Genomic DNA, 14,636 nt, shown 5'->3' on the forward strand with positions numbered 1-14,636 from the left:
CATCGGCGCGGAACTACCGCCGTTCTACTGCCCCTTGGAACGAGACCTGATCCACCCCGAGGCCAAGGAGGTCGAGGCCCGGGCCGTCGGGTGGCTCGACGCGTTCGGCCTCTACCCCGACCCGGTCGAGCGCGCCTGGGGGCTGGCCACGCACAGCGCCGACTTCTCCTGCCGCATCATCCCCCGGGGCGACGCCGAGGCGGTCCTGCTCTTCACCGAGTGGAACTACTGGGCCAACGCCGTTGACGACTGGCAGGACTCGGGAGCCGCCGAGGTGCGGACGGCCGCCGTCGCCGACCACGGTGTGCGGCTCCTGCGGACCCTGGAGAACCCCGGCGCGGGGGTCCTGCCGGACGGGCCCGTGACCCGCGCCCTGGCGGACCTGGTGCAGCGCACTCACACCGTGCTGAGCCCGTTCGAGCTCCGCAGGTTCGTCGAGGGCACGCGGGACTGGCTGCTCGGGGCCGCGTGGCAGACGGCGCAGGCCGAGCGCGGGACGATGCCCTCGCTGAACGACTTCGTCGCCATGGGAGGTCTCGCGAACGGCACCCGATTCTCCCTGACCTGGTCCGACGTCGCGGGCCGGGTCCGGCTGCCGGCGGACATGCTCTACGCGCCGGCCCTGCAGGCGCTCACCGACGCGGCGGGCTTCGTTGTCAGCGCCGACAACGACTTGTTCTCGTACGACAAGGACGACCACCTGGAGCCGCGGGAGGTGAACCTGGTCAACGTCATCGCCCACGAGCAACGTTGCCCGCCGGCCGAGGCGGTTCCGCTCGCCGTTGCCCTGCGCGACCGGGTGCTCGGGCTGTTCCTCAGACTGCGGGCGCGGCTCGCGGACGGGGCCGACGAGCCCCTCGCCCGCCACCTGGAGGCGCTGGGCCACTACGTGGCGGGCTGCATCGCCTGGCAGAGCCGGGCCCCCCGGTACGCCAGCCCCCGCAACCGGCACGAACTCCCCGTCCCCGGGGCGCGGTTCACGATCCGGTACGCCGACGTGCCCAGCCACGCCGGTACGGAGCCGCCGCCGCTGCCTGCGCTCGCCCGGTGGTGGGACCAGGAGCACGCCTGAGGAACGCAGAGGACCCCGGCCGACAGCGGCCGGGGTCCTCGGGATCCGGGCCGGAGCCGGCCCGGGCGCCGGTCAGCCGAGGCCGATGAGGCGCCGCCACCAGCTCGACTTGCGCCGGTGCTGGGCCGGCACGTGGGCCGGCGCGGTCACGGGCCGCGGCGGGACCGGGACGTGCGCGGGATGGCCGGAGGGCTGCTCCGGGTACGGGTACGGGTAGTCGCCCGCGTCCTGGACGGGACGGGGTGCGAACTGAACCGGCAGCGCCAGCAGGTGACGGGACATCAGGGTGCCGCGCCAGCGCAGGTCGCCCGCGGCGACGGCGAGCTGGAGGTCGGGCAGGCGGTCGAGCAGCACCTCGATGCCGGTGTCCGCGATGGCGCGGCCGATGTCCTGCCCGGGGCACTCGTGCGGCCCGCTGCTGAAGGAGAGGTGCGAGCGGTTGCCGTGGACGGACGCGTCGGGGTCGGGGCGGATCTGCGGGTCGGTGTTGCCCGCGGCCAGGCCCAGCAGGACCATGTCCCCCGCCTTGACCTGCTGTCCGCCGAGCAGGGTGTCCCCGGTGGCCCAGCGCCCGATGATCGTGTTGATCGGCGGTTCGTCCCACAGCACCTGTTCGAGCGCGTCGGGCAGGGTCAGGTGGCCGCCGGAGAGGCTGGCGCGGAACCGCCGGTCGGTCAGCACGGTCCGCAGGGTGTTGGCGATCAGGTTGGCGGTGGTCTCGTACGCGGCGATCAGCACCACCCTCAGGTGCATGAGCACTTCGGTGTCGCTCAGGTTCGCGGGGTGCTCCAGCAGCCAGGAGGCGAGGTCGCGGGCGGGCTTGGTCTTCCGCTCGCCTACGAGCTGCTCGAGGGTGGCGGTCACGTACCGGTCGCTCTCCAGGGCCGTCTCGGTCCCCTGCAGCATGTCGCGCGCCGCGTTGACGAGGCGGGGTCCGTGCTCGTCGGGCGCTCCGACGAGCTGGGTCATCACCAGCATCGGGAGCTGGTCGGAGAAGGCGGAGACCAGGTCGGCGTGCCCGTCGGCGGCGATCCGGTCGACGAGCTGGTTGGCGAAGCGGGTCACGTAGCGGCGGATGCCGCGCTTGTCGAAGCGCTGCAGCGATTCCACGACCGCCCCGCGCAGCCGCTCGTGGACCGGGCCGTCGGTGAAGTTGCACACCGGCACCCAGGTGACCATGGGACCCAGCGGGGTGTGGGCGGGGACCCGGCCCTCCTTCAGGTCGCGCCAGACCCGCGGGTCGCGGGCGAACCGCGACGGGTTGCGGGCCACGTCCAGGTTCTCGCGGTGGCCGAGGACCAGCCAGGCCGGGAGGTCCCCGCTGACCAGGACGGGGGCCACCGGCCCGTGCTCGGCCCGCAGCTTCTCGTACAGGCCCATCGGGTCGGCTTCCGCCTCCGGCCCGTGCAGCCGGTGCAGGCCGCCCGCGGCCGCCGGGGCGTGGGCCGGGCACTGGGGCGGGGGGATCGGGTTGGTGCTCACATTGCCTCCGGGGTTGCTGCCTGGGAGTGCAGGTAGCGCATGAGGGTCAGCAGGACGTCGCGGGACGAGTCGCGCCGCCTGGCGTCGCAGGCGAGGATCGGGACCGCCGCGGGGAGGTCGAGGGCCTGGCGCAGCTCTTCGACCGGGTGCTCGGGCGCGTCGGGGAAGGAGTTGACGGCCACGACGAAGGGCACGCCCCGCTCCTCCAGCCGGCCGATGACGTCGAAGCTGATTTCGAGCCTGCGGGTGTCGAGGAGCACGACCGCGCCGAGGGCGCCCTCGAAGAGGCCGCGCCACAGGAACCAGAAGCGCTCCTGGCCGGGCGTGCCGAAGAGGTAGAGCACCAGCTCGTCGTTGATGCTGATGCGGCCGAAGTCCATGGCCACCGTCGTCGTGGTCTTGCGCGCCACGCCGCTCGTGTCGTCGACGCCGACGCCCGCCTTGGTCATGGTCTCCTCGGTCGTCAGCGGCTTGATCTCGCTGACCGCACCGACCATGGTCGTCTTGCCGACGCCGAAGCCGCCCACGACGACGACCTTGACGGCGGCGGCCGCCGACTGCGGGAGTACGTCCTCGCTCCGGGGCCCGGCGGGCGCGTCAGAGCTTCTGTAGTCCATCGATCACTGCCTCGATCAGAGCAAGGTCGGGAAGTTGGGCGGCGGGCACCGGCGGGCGGACGAACACCCGCTTGTCGGTCAGCAGGTCGCTGACCAGCACGGTGACCGCGCTCACGGGCAGACCGGCGTACGCGGAGATCTCGGCCACCGACAGCGGCGCCTGGCACATCCGCAGGATCGCGGCGTGCTCCGGCTGCATTCCGGGCAGGGCCGCGGCCTTCGCCACGACCAGGGTGACGAGGTCGATGCGGGTGGCGCTGGTCGGCCCGCTGCGGCCGCCGGTGATGACGTAGAGCCGTTCCGGGCTGGCATCCTCCCAGCTGGGCGGCGGCTGCCTCACGCGAGCTGCCCGTCATGTCGGGGCGGGCTGCTCAGGTGCTCTCCAATCCGGCTCACGAGGGCCCGCATCTGCGCCCCCATCAGGCCGGCGTCCACGCCCTCGTCGGCCAGGACGGCCAGGTAGGACCCGTCGCCCGCGGCCATGAGGTAGAAGAACCCGCCGTCCATCTCGATCACGACCAGGCGCATCCGCCCCTTGGAGTGGGGCAGTTCCGCGGCCACCGCCCCGGCCAGGCTCTGCAGGCCCGCGCAGGCCGCCGCCAAGCGGTCGGCCGTGTCCGTCTCGGCCCCGAACTGCGCCACGCACAGGCCGTCCGCGGACAGCACGATCACGTGCCGCGTCTGCGGCACTCCGGCGGCCAGGTCCTTGAGCATCCAGTCCATGCTGCTTCGCTGTGTCATCACTGCTTACGTCCCTTTGGTCGCTGTGCCCGACGGGTCCTCGCCGCCCTGGCCGGGCAGGCCGGACAAACCGCTGTGGAAGGCCTCCAGCCACATGCCGGGGGCCGCGTCCGGCGCGGTGCGCGGCGCCGCGGCGTACGGGGCGTCCGGGGTGTTGGCACGGTCCTTGCGGCGCCGCTGCGGCAGACCGCCCGCAGTGCGCTCGCCGACCTGCACGGTCTCTTCCTCGACGGCCGGCCGGGACCTGGCCGGCCCCACCGGCCCGGCGGCCGGCGCGCGCACCGAGGGGCGGTCGGCCGGGTGCTCCCGCGGCGCGGGGGCCGCGGCCCTCGGACCGGAGGAGGCGCCGATGCCGTGGGCCAGACCGGTCGCGGCCGAGGCGCTGGTGATCAGGTCCTGCGGCACGATGAGCACCGCCCGGACCCCGCCGTACGCGGAGGAGCGCAGGGCGACCTGGAAGCCGTACGCCTGCGCCAGGCGGCCGACCACCGCGAGGCCGAGCCGAGGCGTCTCGCCCAGGTCGTTGAGGTCGATGCCGGTCTGGGCCTGGGCGAGCATCTGCTCGGCCCGCTTGCGGGCCTCCTCGCTCATGTTCACCCCGCCGTCCTCGATCTCCACGGCGATGCCGGACTGGACCTCGACGGCCGTCAGGTGGACGCGGGTGTGCGGCGGGGAGTAGCGGGTGGCGTTGTCCAGCAACTCGGCGAGCGCGTGGATCAGCGGCTCCACCACCGGCCCCACGACGGCGACTTCGGAGACCGAGTGGAGTTCCACCCGCTGGTAGTCGATGATCCTCGACATCGCCCCGCGCAGGACGCTGTACAGGGTCACCGCCCGGCTCCACTGGCGGCCGGGGCGGGCCCCGCCCAGCACCGAGATGGAGTCGGCGAGCCGCCCGACGAGGGCGGTGCCGTGGTCCAGGCGCAGCAGGTCGCCGAACACGTCCGGATTGCTGCCGTGCCGGTCCTCCATCTCCCGCATTTCCTGGGCCTGCTGGTGGACGATCGCCTGCACCCGGCGGGCGATGTTCACGAAGGCCCGCTGCGCCGAGTCGCGCAGGTTCTCCTCGGCGTCGACCGCGTCGACGACCCGGGCGAGCACGCTCTGCAGGGCCGCTCTGAACTGTGGTGTCAGAGCGGGATCGTTGCCCCAGCGGTTGCCGTATCCGCCGCGCCCGCCGAGGGAGTTCAGCACCTCTTCGGGGAACTCGCCCTTGCGCAGCCGCTCGATGGCCTCCATCAGTACGACCTCGGAGAGGTGCACGGTCTCGGCTTCCTGCCGGGACAGCGCGTGGTGGAGGGCGGCGACCTGGTCGCGCTGCGCCTCCATCGCCCGGCCGCGGCGCAGCGCCTCGCAGAGGGCCACGACGGTACAGGCGGTCCCGATGGCGACCCAGGCGGTCCGGGAGGGGCCCGAGGAGGTGATGAGGGCTCCGGCGAGGGAGGCGACGGCCACGGCAGCGATCGTGGGCAGGAGCCGGCTTATCCCTGTCTCCGAGCGGGCGGCTTTGCGTCGGAAGTTTTCTTGCGCCATCAAGTTCCTCGAACCATCGAAAGAGGGGATTCCTATGACCGGTGGGCGAGCATAACGGCGTCCAACTCGCGTTTTCCGGACTTTCGTTGGAGTTCATCGGACCGGAGGATCGAATACGGGCCATTGTCGACACGCGGATGATTCGCGGCCGCCCCGCAGGCTTCGGTGAGGGCGAAGAAACCCGTGGTCCGAGTTATTTCATTCGAACACGAGAAGTCGGTTCGAACGTGATTTCCGAGCAATTCCGGCCGCAAGTCGGCTGCGCCGACGAGCCCGGGGTGGTGCGCACGCGCACCGCTTGTGCATACCGGCCCCATTCGGCCCGGGGAGCCGTGCCGCGGGCCGCTGCCGGGTCACGGTGCCGGGTGGTCGCGGCCGTCGGGCGGCCCGGTGCGGCCGTGCGCCGGGAGGGGGTCGTGCGTCGGGAGATGGTCGTGCGCCGGGAGGCGGACGGCGAGCCGGGCGCCCCGGGCCGCCGGTTCGGCGGTCACCGACCCGCCGTGGTGGGCCGCCAGGTCACGGACGATCGCCAGCCCCAGGCCGGCCCCGCCCTCGTCGCGGCTCCGCGCGTCGTCCAGGCGGGTGAACCGCTCGAAGACCCGCTCCCGTTCGGCGGCGGGAATGCCGGGCCCGTCGTCGACGACCTCCAGGACGGCGGTCCGTCCCCGCGGCCCGCCTGCCGTGCGCAGGACGACGTCCACCCGGCCCTCGGCGAACCGCTGGGCGTTGTCCAGCAGGTTGGTGACGATCCGGATCAGCCACGGTTCGTGGCCGGCCACCCGCACCCCGGGAGCGAGGTCCGCGCGGACCCCGACCCGGTCGCCGACCCGGGCCGCCACGGTGTCCCGGACCAGGGCGGTCAGGTCCAGGGGGACGGCCGGTACGGGCTGGGCGGCGTCGATCCGGGCCAGGAGCAGGAGATCGGCCGCGAGGTGCTGGAGCCGCTCGACGTCCTGCAGCGCGCCGCCGATCAGCTCGGGCCACAGCTCCGGGTCCCGGACGGCGAGTGCCACCTCCAACTGGGTCCGCAGCACGGTGACGGGGCTGCGCAGCTCGTGGGACGCGTCGGCGATGAACCGCCGCTGCCGGACCCCGGACGCCTCCAGCCGGTCCAGCGTGGCGTTCATCGTCTCGGCCAGGCGGGCGACTTCATCGCGCGTGTCCGGCACCGGAACCCGCCGGCTCAGGTCCCGGTCCGAGATCGCGGCGACCTCCGCGCGGATCTCCTCGACCGGACGCAGCGCCCGGCCGGTGACCCGCCAGGTGACGAGGGCGACGGTGGCGAGGAGCAGCGGCAGCCCGAGCGCCAGCGCGGCGGTGGTCGTGTCGTCGGCGGCGTCGACGTCGCGCAGCGAGGCTCCCGCATAGACCATGACGACGCCGTCGGGCGTGTCGACGACGACCTGGGCCACGCGTTGGCGGTGCCCGTCCGCGAGCGGGAAGACGTTCCTCGTGCGCAGGCGGGTGCCCGGGCGGGCCGTTCCGGAGGTGGCGAGCGGGGGAGCCCCGAGCATGTTGGGGCTGGACAGCAGGACGCGGCCGTCGGCGGACACCACCTGGAAGAACTCGACGCCGGGGGAGAGGGCCCGGACCCTCCCGAGGTTGCCGCGTGCCGCGAGCCCGGCGACCGACTCGGCCTGGCGCCGCGCGTCGTTCTCCGCGTTGCGCAGCAGGTCCCGTTCGAGCAGTCCGACCAGGGCGAACGACGCCAGGGCCAGCGCCGTGGCGACCACGGCGGTGGCACCGATGGTGGCCCGTGCCCGGACCGTGGCCGGCCACCAGCGCTGCCGCGACAGCCACCGGAGCACGCGGCGCGGCGCGCGGAGCCCCGGGACGCGAAGGCCGAGGAGACGGAGCCCCGGGCGCGGGGCGCGGGGAGCAGGGCCGGCCGCGGGGTCAGCCACCGTCGGCCGCCAGCCGGTACCCGGCGCCGCGCACGGTCTCCAGGGCGCACCGGCCGAACGGGGCGTCTATCTTGCGGCGGACCGCGCTGACGTGGACCTCCACGACATTGGGGTCGCCGTCGAAGGCGCTGTCCCACACCTGCTCCAGGATCTCCCGCTTGGGCACCACCTCGCCCGGCCGCCGCGCCAGGTACTCCAGGACGGCGAACTCCCGTGCCGTCAGCCTGATCTCCGTACCGGCGCGGGAGCAGACGTGCCGGGCCGGATCGAGCGCGAGGTCGCCGAACTCCAGGACCTGCGGGCTCCGTCGCCCCGTGCGGCGGCCGAGCGCGCGGAGGCGGGCGACTAGGACGAGGTACGAGAACGGCTTGGAGAGGAAGTCGTCGGCGCCGGTGTCCAGGGCCTCCGCCTCGTCGTACTCCCCGTCCTTCGCCGTGAGCATCAGGATCCCCGACTCGATGCCCGCCGCGCGCAGGCGGGCACAGACCCGGTAGCCGTTCAGGCCGGGCAGCATGATGTCGAGGACGATCAGGTCGTAGGCGTGCTCGGTGGCCATCCACAGCCCCTGCGGTCCGTCGAACGCCACGTCGACGGTGAAGCCCTCCGACTGGAGGCCCCGCTGCAGTGCCACGGCCAGCCGCCGTTCGTCCTCCACCACCAGTACGCGCATGCCGAACAGGGTCTCAGGCCCGGGCCGCGCGTTTGCTGAAGGGGTCTTCAGGCGGCTTCAGGTGGGCTTCAGGGTGCGCTCCGCACGCTCTGCACGAACCGGGCGCGGTGCCCGGGTGTCCTGAGGAGTCACAGGTATGTCTGAGTCCGTCCCGCCGTCGCAGCAGCCCGAACGTGCCCCCGAGCCCACGCCCGTGCCCGCCCCCGAGCATGCTCCCGGAGCCGGTTTCCGGGGCCGGAAGGGGCTGGTCCGTCTGGTGCCCCGGCGCAGGGGTGCCCGCTGGGCGGCGCTCGGGGCCGCAGTGGTGCTCGTCGCCGGCGGCGTCGCGGTCGCGGCGGTGGCCGTGGCCGACCGGCACTCCGACCGGCGCCCCGTCGGCGCGCGCGAGTTCCGGATCTCCTACGAGGGCGGCGACCGGCGCGGCGGCCCGGGCCCGGGGGAGCACCGCGCGGGCGAGCGGCGCGAGCGGACGGAGCCGGGGGTACCGGCGCCGCGCGACGGGTCCGGCGACGGCGGCTTGCGACCGGCGCCGCCGAAGGGGGCGCCGGCGCCGCTGCCGTCGCTGGGGATCGCGGAGGCGGCCGGGAAGGCGGCGGGAGCGGTCGGCGGCGGAAAGGTGGAGAGCCTGCGGGTGGTCGGCCAGGAGGGCGGCGGCAGCGCGTGGGCGGCGGTGGTCCTCGGACCCGACGGCGTCCGGCATGCCGTGACCGTGTCCGGTACGGACGGCACGGTCACCGGCAACACCGTGATCTCCGGGCGGTAGCGCCGGGCGGTGGCGTCGGGCGGGATTCAACCCGGGTTCCGGAGACATATGCGGCGCACCCCGTCTTCGCCCGGGTGATGCCCTTGATCGTGGGCGCCACGATGACCGTGATGGGCGTGCTGGTGCTCACGGGCGTGCTCGGCGCCCCCTGACACGGTGCTCGCCGACACGGCGCCCGAGGTGGCGGCGCGTTCGGCGGGACCGTCCCGGGCGTGCCATGCGGCCGCCCCGCACCCCTCGGTACGGACCCGCCCGGGGGCGCCGTTCGGCGGATCCGGGGCGGGTTCGGGGTCCGCGGCGCCCTCAGTGGATACGGATGGGGGAGTCGCTTCGTGTCCGGCCAACCCCAGGGAGACCCCGATGAGCTGCATCAACCGACGTGACCTCGCACTGCTGGCGCTGCGGGCCGGGACCGGGGCCGTCCTGATGGCACACGGGACGCAGAAGCTGTTCGGGTGGTTCGGCGGCGGCGGCCTGGAGAAGACCGCGGCCGCGATGGAGCACATGGGCTTCACCCCCGGGCGGCACAGCGCCGTCGCCGCGGGCCTCGGGGAGGCCGGCGGCGGGGCGCTGCTCGTGCTCGGCCTGGCCACCCCGGCCGCCGGCGCCGCGGCGGCGGGAGCCATGGCGGGAGGGGTGGCCGTGCACGCTCCCGGCGGGTTCTTCGCCCAGGGCGGCGGGTTCGAGTACCCCGCCTTCCTCGGGTTCACCGCGGCCGCCATCGGCCTCGCCGGCGCGGGCAGGTACTCCCTCGACCACGCCACCGGCCACACCTTCGACCAGTCCTGGATGCTCGCCCTGGCCTTCGCCGGCAGCGCGCTGGCGGCTGCCGCGGTGGTCACCAAGCGCGCACAGTCCGCGGCGCCGGCGGACTCCGCGCCCGAGGACTGACCGCCGCGGGTCCGGGCTGTACGGGGCGAACCGGGTCCGGCCGTCCGGGGGGCCTACGCGGTGGGGCCGACAGCGCCGTGGGCCCGCCCGATTCAGGCCGTGGTCCCGGACTCCCTCTTCAGGTGCCGGGCGAGGCGGTCGGGGTCGGTGTAGAGGTCGGACCCGGTCGGAACCAGCACCCCGTTGATCTCCATGGCCGGAGTGCCCCGTACGGGGGAGTCTTCGAGCGCCGCGGCGGAGGCTTCGACGAACCGCCGGTGCGCCGTGTCCCGTACCGCCGCCTCGAAGGCCGGGCCGCGCAGGCCGTCGACCATGCCGGCCAGGGTGAGCAGTCCCTCCTGCGTGATCCCACCGGGCCCGCGCACCTTGTCGTGGTAGCGGTAGAGCCGGTGGTGGTACGCGTCGAACCTGCCCTGGTCCAAGGCGGCGCGCAGCGCGTTGACGGCGAGCTTCGACCCGGGGCCCAGGAAGGAACCCAGGGTGAACTGGAGCTGCAGCCCGCCGTTGCGGACCGCGCGCTTCAGGTAGGGCCCGGAGCCCTCCGTCTCGAACTCGGCGCAGGCCGGGCAGCTCGGGTCCTCGTACAGCCGCACGACGAGGGATGCGCCCGGGTCGCCGAGCACGATGGTGGTGCCGTCGGCGGCCAGCGACTCCGGAGCCGCGGGCGGGCGGCTGCCGCCCGCCGCCACGGCGAGCGGGCCGTCGTCGGCCTCCGGTTCGCCGCACGCGCTGACGGCCGACGCCACCGTGATGGCCGCGGCGGCGGCCAGGAAGCCGCGTCTGGATCTGACCTGCATGGATGATCCCTCCCCTGGATCAACAGGGGGAGAGGCTACGCGGTCGGCTGTCGCTGCGCGCACCGGGTTTTTCACCGCCTCCCCGCGCCGCTCGCCCCTGCGGCGGCCGACTCCGGCGTGCGGCGTCGAAATCCGGCCGCGGACGACGGACCCGCCGCGCGCCCCCCGGATGCGTGCGATCATCCGGCAGTGCCCGTGCCGGAACGGGCGATCGTTTCGACGGGGGAAGACGATGTCGCGGCGGTGGCGATGGGTGGTGGCGGGCTGGGCGGCGCTCGCCCTGGCGGGCGGCGCGTTCACGCTGTACCTGAACGAACCGGCGGGCAGCGCGACGCCGCCGGCCCGGTGGGAGCGGGGCTCCACGCGCGAGACCGAGCTCGTTACGTGCCCGAGCCCGGGCAACGCCGACCACGCCCGGGTCTCGTGCTCCTACTGGGAGCGGGGGTAGGCAGGGCCCGCCCCCGTTCCCGTCACCGGGCCGTGGTCGTCACGGGGCGATCGGCAGCTGACGCTTGTGCTCGGTGAGGCGGTAGCGGCGGACGATCGTCTCGAAGGCCTGCTCGGCGATCGGCTTGCCCTCCAGGAAGTCGTCGATGTCGTCGTACGTGACACCGAGGGCGTCCTCGTCGGCCTTGCCCGGGGCGAGGGTCTCCAGGTCCGCGGTGGGGACCTTCCACACCAGCTCCGCGGGTGCGCCCAGCGCGTCGGCGACGGCGCGTACCCGGCGCTTGGTCAGTCCCGTCAGCGGGACCAGGTCGGCCGCGCCGTCGCCGAACTTCGTGAAGAAGCCGGAGACGGCCTCGGCCGCGTGATCGGTGCCGACGACCAGGCCGTCGTGCGCGCCGGCCACCGCGTACTGGGCGATCATCCGCTGCCGGGCCTTGATGTTGCCCTGGACGAAGTCCTGGTGCCCGGCGTCCCGGAAGGCGGTGCCGCCGGCCAGGGAGGCCTCCAGGGCGGCGTCACTCGCGGGCTTGACGTCCACCGTCAGTACCCGGTCGGCCCCGATGAACCCGAGGGCGAGCTGGGCGTCCTTCTCGTCGGCCTGGACGCCGTAGGGCAGCCGCATGGCGTAGAACGTCGCGTCGTGGCCGGCCGCGCGGGCCCGCTCCACGGCGAGCTGGCAGAGCCGTCCGGCGGTGGTGGAGTCCACACCGCCGCTGATTCCGAGCACCAGGGAGCGCAGACCGGTGGAGGTCAGGCGCTCGGCCAGGAAGGCCGTACGGCGCTCGATCTCCTGCTCGGCGTCGAAGGTCTGCGAGACCTGGAGTTCCCGGGCGATCTCCTGCTGCAGGGCGGTGGATGCCGGCCGGCTCACGGCTGCTCCTCGTGGTCGTTCGTCGATGGTGCGTGGTGCGCTGTCCCGTCGACCCTAGTCGAAGCCGCCGACCCGGGATCCGGCGACCGCCGCCCCGGCTCCGGCGGCTGTGGGACGACCGCTGCCGGACGACTGCTGCCGGACGACCGCCGCCGCCGTCCGCCCGGCCTGCGGCGCGGCCGTCCTCAGGCGCCGGCCGCTATCAGCGAGGCGGCGAGCCTCATCCGCTCGTCGAGCTGCTTCTTCGCCCGGTCCAGTGTCTCGGCGTTCCGCTCGATCAACTGCTTCTGGTAGGCGGTCTCGACCGCGTACCAGGTGCCGACCAGGTTGGTCCGCCGCTTGCAGTCCACGTCCTGCCTGGCGGTGGCGATCGCCTGCGGTCCGCTCAGGTCGGCGTCGTCGATGCCGGGCGGCGGGGCCATCGGGTTGTCGACGGTGTAGCCGTGCTCGGCCATGCACGCGCTCCACGCCGCGATCACCTTGACAACCCGGCTGTCCTTGCGGGAGCGGGTGAACCCGTCGAAGCCGAAGGAGTGCGGGACCATGCCGTCCACGGTGTCCGCGGTCGGTGCGTACAGCTTCAGGGCGCTCTCGCGCAGGCAGCCCCCCGCCGGGACCTTCTGCCCGCCGACGACCGTGGTCGCCGCGTCGGAGGTCTCCGCCTCCTCCTGGTTCATCGGCACGGGCTTGGACGGGTCCACCTCCAGCCCGTGCAGCACCAGTTGCTCGTTGGGCCCGAGGGACTGCTGCGGCGGCTTCGAGGCGCCGGCCATCCGGGGGTTCTCGTACCCGAGCCGGGCCGCCTCGGCCGCGTCGGAGAGGCCGTAGCGCCGGCTCTCGCCGGGCTCGTCCGCCGACGAGGCCTTCCGCCGGAGCTGGTAGCGGAAGCCGTAGCGCCGCATGCACTGGTCGACGAGTACGTCCTGCGCCTCGTCGAGGATGCCGAGTTGGCGCGCGTCCGGTACGTACGGGGCCAACGGGAAGGCGAGGGAACGGGTTTCGAGCAGTGCGGTGACCGCCCCGATCGCGGGTTCCGGTCCGGGGCCGCCGGCGCCCGACGGGGAACACCCGGTCAGCAGGAGCGTCAGCGCGACCGCGCAGGCGGTCGGTACGAGGGGCGCGGGGCGCGGCGGGAACATGGGGGCTCCGATGCGGGGACGGCCGGAACGCGGGCGCGGCCGCTCCGACCGGCGCTTGCGGGCGGAGCGGCCGGCGCGCCTGCGCGGACCGGGAGGTCTGCGAGATCTGCGAGGGCTTGCTGAACGCACCCGAACGGGCTCTGGACCGCCTCTAGTTGAAGTAGGCGGACGATATCGAGTTGGTGAAGGTCGCGTTCGTGTTCCCGCGGGCACCGGCGGCGATCGTGGCGCCGTAGCCGCCGCCCTTCCAGTCCGTGTGGATGTTCCACGAGTAGATGTCCCGGTTCGAGTAGGACTCCGTCCAGTCGTTCGTCAACTGGTACGCGCAGCTCTGCGAACCCTTGAAGAAGTCGTCCGCGAAGTTGCTGTCCGAGACGTTGAGGTCCAGGACCGAGTTCTGCTGGTTCTGGTAGCAGAACAGGCCGAACTCCCCGCTGGTGAGCCAGCCGTCCTTGTCGGCGGCCGAAGCGGAGCCGGCGCCGGCGCCGAGGGTGGCGAGGAGCAGGCCGGCGGCCGCGACGGTGCGCAGGGAGCTGCGGAGCTTCATCAGTCTTGCCTTTCGGTCGAACTGTCACGATGTCGGTGGGCGGGACGCCCGGCCGCAGCGGGCCGGGACATGACCGCGGAGAAGTGGATCACGCCCGCACCGACCCCGCAACTGTCCCTGAGTCCAGGGGCATTGATTCCGGCCGTCAGGCCTGCGGGGGGCCTTCCGTGCCGGGGTGGCGGCCCCAGGCGGTGATCATGCCGGGTGACAGGTCGGCGCAGTCGGGCGAGTCCAGGTACCGGACGGCCGCGTCGATCGCGGCGTCGTCCACCAGCCCGGTCGCGGTCATCGCCCCGCTCGCGCGGTCCCAGGTTCCGGCCCAGAACCGGCTGATGGGGCTGCCGGGGGTCAGGGGCGGGACGTGGATCTCGGCGGCCACGCCCTCCAGCCCGGCGGTGCGCAGCAGCTGCGGGTACCGGGGCGTCCAGGAGACGTCGGTGCCGATGGTCTTCCGCAGCCCCTGCCACATGGCCCCCATGGCCCGGGTGTACGGGGTCGCGGGCGCGGTCGCGCTGGTGAGGTCGATGGCGTCGCTGAGGACGAGCACCCCGCCGGGCAGGAGCAGCTCGCGGAAGCTGTTGATCAGATGCTGCCGCGCGGGCAGGTGCATCAGGACGAAGCGGGCGTGGACCAGGTGGAACCGGCCGGGATCGAACGCCGGGTCGGTGATGTCCGCCTCCAGGGTGTCGAGTCCCGGCTGGGGGCGGGCGGCGAGGAAGCGGACGTCGCGGTCGACGGCCAGCACGCTCGCGACGCCGGCCTCCCGCAGGAGCCGCCGGGCGACGCTGCCGGTGCCCGCTCCCAGTTCGAGGCAGCGCCGGCCGGGACCGGCTCCGAGGCTCCGCAGCCGGGCGAGGGTGACGTCGTCGTAGGCGAGCGCGCCGAGGTCGATGCGCTCGTCCTCCCCGGCCCGGTCGGGCGGGAACACCGCCGTGCCGTAGTGGCCGGGGGCGGAGGCCTCCGGGCGGGCTCCTCCGCCGGACGGGGCGTGTGCGCTCATGGACGGTCACCGCTTCCCAGGGCCGGGCGGACCGGTGCGGGCGGTGGGTGCGCAGGGTGCGTACGCGGTCGTGGGAGCAGGTTCACCACCCGTGGTGCCCGCGCTTTCAGTATGGCCGCGGGGCGGCCGGGCGACGACCGCTGCCCGTACGGCCCGACAGGC

The 14,636-nt window shown here is 74.0% G+C and carries 16 protein-coding genes; 4 read left to right on the top strand and 12 right to left on the bottom strand.

The window, feature by feature from the left end:
* The first annotated feature begins 34 nt into the window (after positions 1–34).
* Positions 35–1,072, top strand: a complete 1,038-nt coding sequence (locus tag ACFWTC_RS05245; protein ID WP_384074053.1) for a hypothetical protein — start codon at positions 35–37, stop codon at positions 1,070–1,072.
* A 72-nt stretch (positions 1,073–1,144) separates the two neighbouring features.
* Here the strand turns inward: ACFWTC_RS05245 and ACFWTC_RS05250 are convergent, their stop codons facing one another.
* The 7 genes from ACFWTC_RS05250 to ACFWTC_RS05280 all read right to left on the bottom strand — a co-directional run bounded on the left by ACFWTC_RS05250 (position 1,145) and on the right by ACFWTC_RS05280 (position 8,019).
* The gene (locus tag ACFWTC_RS05250) at positions 1,145–2,554 is read right to left on the bottom strand and encodes a cytochrome P450 (protein WP_383919515.1); all 1,410 of its coding nucleotides are present in this window, start codon (positions 2,552–2,554) and stop codon (positions 1,145–1,147) included.
* Complete coding sequence (locus ACFWTC_RS05255; RefSeq protein ID WP_383919518.1) at positions 2,551–3,171, bottom strand: ATP/GTP-binding protein; 621 nt, start codon at positions 3,169–3,171, stop codon at positions 2,551–2,553. The genes ACFWTC_RS05250 and ACFWTC_RS05255 overlap by 4 nt, the downstream gene beginning before the upstream one ends.
* A complete protein-coding gene (locus ACFWTC_RS05260) occupies positions 3,152–3,511 on the bottom strand; it encodes a DUF742 domain-containing protein (protein ID WP_383919521.1) in 360 nt (119 codons plus the stop codon). Before ACFWTC_RS05260 ends, ACFWTC_RS05255 begins: the two co-directional genes overlap by 20 nt.
* Complete coding sequence (locus tag ACFWTC_RS05265) at positions 3,508–3,912, bottom strand: roadblock/LC7 domain-containing protein (protein WP_383919524.1); 405 nt, start codon at positions 3,910–3,912, stop codon at positions 3,508–3,510. The genes ACFWTC_RS05260 and ACFWTC_RS05265 overlap by 4 nt, the downstream gene beginning before the upstream one ends.
* A gap of 6 nt (positions 3,913–3,918) precedes the next feature.
* Complete coding sequence (locus ACFWTC_RS05270) at positions 3,919–5,445, bottom strand: ATP-binding protein (protein WP_383919527.1); 1,527 nt, start codon at positions 5,443–5,445, stop codon at positions 3,919–3,921.
* Positions 5,446–5,798: 353 nt separating this feature from the next.
* The gene (locus ACFWTC_RS05275; RefSeq protein ID WP_384026177.1) at positions 5,799–7,253 is read right to left on the bottom strand and encodes a sensor histidine kinase; all 1,455 of its coding nucleotides are present in this window, start codon (positions 7,251–7,253) and stop codon (positions 5,799–5,801) included.
* An 88-nt stretch (positions 7,254–7,341) separates the two neighbouring features.
* Positions 7,342–8,019 carry a response regulator transcription factor gene (locus ACFWTC_RS05280; RefSeq protein WP_383919533.1) on the bottom strand — a complete coding sequence of 226 codons (678 nt, stop codon included), beginning with the start codon at positions 8,017–8,019 and terminating at the stop codon, positions 7,342–7,344.
* A gap of 136 nt (positions 8,020–8,155) precedes the next feature.
* Between ACFWTC_RS05280 and ACFWTC_RS05285 the strand changes: the two genes are divergently transcribed.
* Complete coding sequence (locus ACFWTC_RS05285; protein WP_383919536.1) at positions 8,156–8,782, top strand: hypothetical protein; 627 nt, start codon at positions 8,156–8,158, stop codon at positions 8,780–8,782.
* A 360-nt stretch (positions 8,783–9,142) separates the two neighbouring features.
* Positions 9,143–9,673 carry a DoxX family membrane protein gene (locus tag ACFWTC_RS05290; protein WP_384026174.1) on the top strand — a complete coding sequence of 177 codons (531 nt, stop codon included), beginning with the start codon at positions 9,143–9,145 and terminating at the stop codon, positions 9,671–9,673.
* A 92-nt stretch (positions 9,674–9,765) separates the two neighbouring features.
* Here the strand turns inward: ACFWTC_RS05290 and ACFWTC_RS05295 are convergent, their stop codons facing one another.
* Positions 9,766–10,470 (bottom strand): DsbA family protein, encoded by a 705-nt coding sequence (locus ACFWTC_RS05295; protein WP_383919541.1) that lies wholly within the window; start codon positions 10,468–10,470, stop codon positions 9,766–9,768.
* Between the two features lie 232 nt (positions 10,471–10,702).
* On the opposite strand from ACFWTC_RS05295, the gene ACFWTC_RS05300 reads away from it, so the two are divergent.
* The gene (locus ACFWTC_RS05300; protein ID WP_383919544.1) at positions 10,703–10,918 is read left to right on the top strand and encodes a hypothetical protein; all 216 of its coding nucleotides are present in this window, start codon (positions 10,703–10,705) and stop codon (positions 10,916–10,918) included.
* Positions 10,919–10,957: 39 nt separating this feature from the next.
* Here ACFWTC_RS05300 and nadE read toward each other — a convergent pair whose 3' ends face one another.
* The 4 genes from nadE to ACFWTC_RS05320 all read right to left on the bottom strand — a co-directional run bounded on the left by nadE (position 10,958) and on the right by ACFWTC_RS05320 (position 14,474).
* On the bottom strand, positions 10,958–11,788 hold the full coding sequence (gene nadE / locus ACFWTC_RS05305) for an ammonia-dependent NAD(+) synthetase (protein ID WP_383919547.1): 831 nt from the start codon (positions 11,786–11,788) through the stop codon (positions 10,958–10,960).
* Positions 11,789–11,973: 185 nt separating this feature from the next.
* Positions 11,974–12,927: a hypothetical protein gene (locus ACFWTC_RS05310; protein ID WP_383919550.1), complete on the bottom strand. Its 954-nt coding sequence runs from the start codon at positions 12,925–12,927 to the stop codon at positions 11,974–11,976.
* A 151-nt stretch (positions 12,928–13,078) separates the two neighbouring features.
* A complete protein-coding gene (locus ACFWTC_RS05315) occupies positions 13,079–13,474 on the bottom strand; it encodes a hypothetical protein (RefSeq protein ID WP_267723634.1) in 396 nt (131 codons plus the stop codon).
* A 145-nt stretch (positions 13,475–13,619) separates the two neighbouring features.
* Positions 13,620–14,474, bottom strand: a complete 855-nt coding sequence (locus ACFWTC_RS05320) for a class I SAM-dependent methyltransferase (RefSeq protein WP_383919553.1) — start codon at positions 14,472–14,474, stop codon at positions 13,620–13,622.
* Positions 14,475–14,636: the final 162 nt, after the last annotated feature.

This window comes from Streptomyces sp. NPDC058619, from assembly GCF_042717785.1.
Classification (GTDB): domain Bacteria; phylum Actinomycetota; class Actinomycetes; order Streptomycetales; family Streptomycetaceae; genus Streptomyces.

Excerpts from the sequence above, each read along its gene's own strand:
- ACFWTC_RS05255 (WP_383919518.1), bottom strand. The coding sequence starts at position 3,171 with ATGGACTACAGAAGCTCTGACGCGCCCGCCGGGCCCCGGAGCGAGGAC.
- ACFWTC_RS05265 (WP_383919524.1), bottom strand. The coding sequence starts at position 3,912 with ATGACACAGCGAAGCAGCATGGACTGGATGCTCAAGGACCTGGCCGCC.
- ACFWTC_RS05270 (WP_383919527.1), bottom strand. The coding sequence starts at position 5,445 with ATGGCGCAAGAAAACTTCCGACGCAAAGCCGCCCGCTCGGAGACAGGG.
- ACFWTC_RS05280 (WP_383919533.1), bottom strand. The coding sequence starts at position 8,019 with ATGCGCGTACTGGTGGTGGAGGACGAACGGCGGCTGGCCGTGGCACTG.
- ACFWTC_RS05285 (WP_383919536.1), top strand. The coding sequence starts at position 8,156 with ATGTCTGAGTCCGTCCCGCCGTCGCAGCAGCCCGAACGTGCCCCCGAG.
- ACFWTC_RS05290 (WP_384026174.1), top strand. The coding sequence starts at position 9,143 with ATGAGCTGCATCAACCGACGTGACCTCGCACTGCTGGCGCTGCGGGCC.
- ACFWTC_RS05295 (WP_383919541.1), bottom strand. The coding sequence starts at position 10,470 with ATGCAGGTCAGATCCAGACGCGGCTTCCTGGCCGCCGCCGCGGCCATC.
- ACFWTC_RS05300 (WP_383919544.1), top strand. The coding sequence starts at position 10,703 with ATGTCGCGGCGGTGGCGATGGGTGGTGGCGGGCTGGGCGGCGCTCGCC.
- ACFWTC_RS05310 (WP_383919550.1), bottom strand. The coding sequence starts at position 12,927 with ATGTTCCCGCCGCGCCCCGCGCCCCTCGTACCGACCGCCTGCGCGGTC.
- ACFWTC_RS05315 (WP_267723634.1), bottom strand. The coding sequence starts at position 13,474 with ATGAAGCTCCGCAGCTCCCTGCGCACCGTCGCGGCCGCCGGCCTGCTC.
- ACFWTC_RS05320 (WP_383919553.1), bottom strand. The coding sequence starts at position 14,474 with ATGAGCGCACACGCCCCGTCCGGCGGAGGAGCCCGCCCGGAGGCCTCC.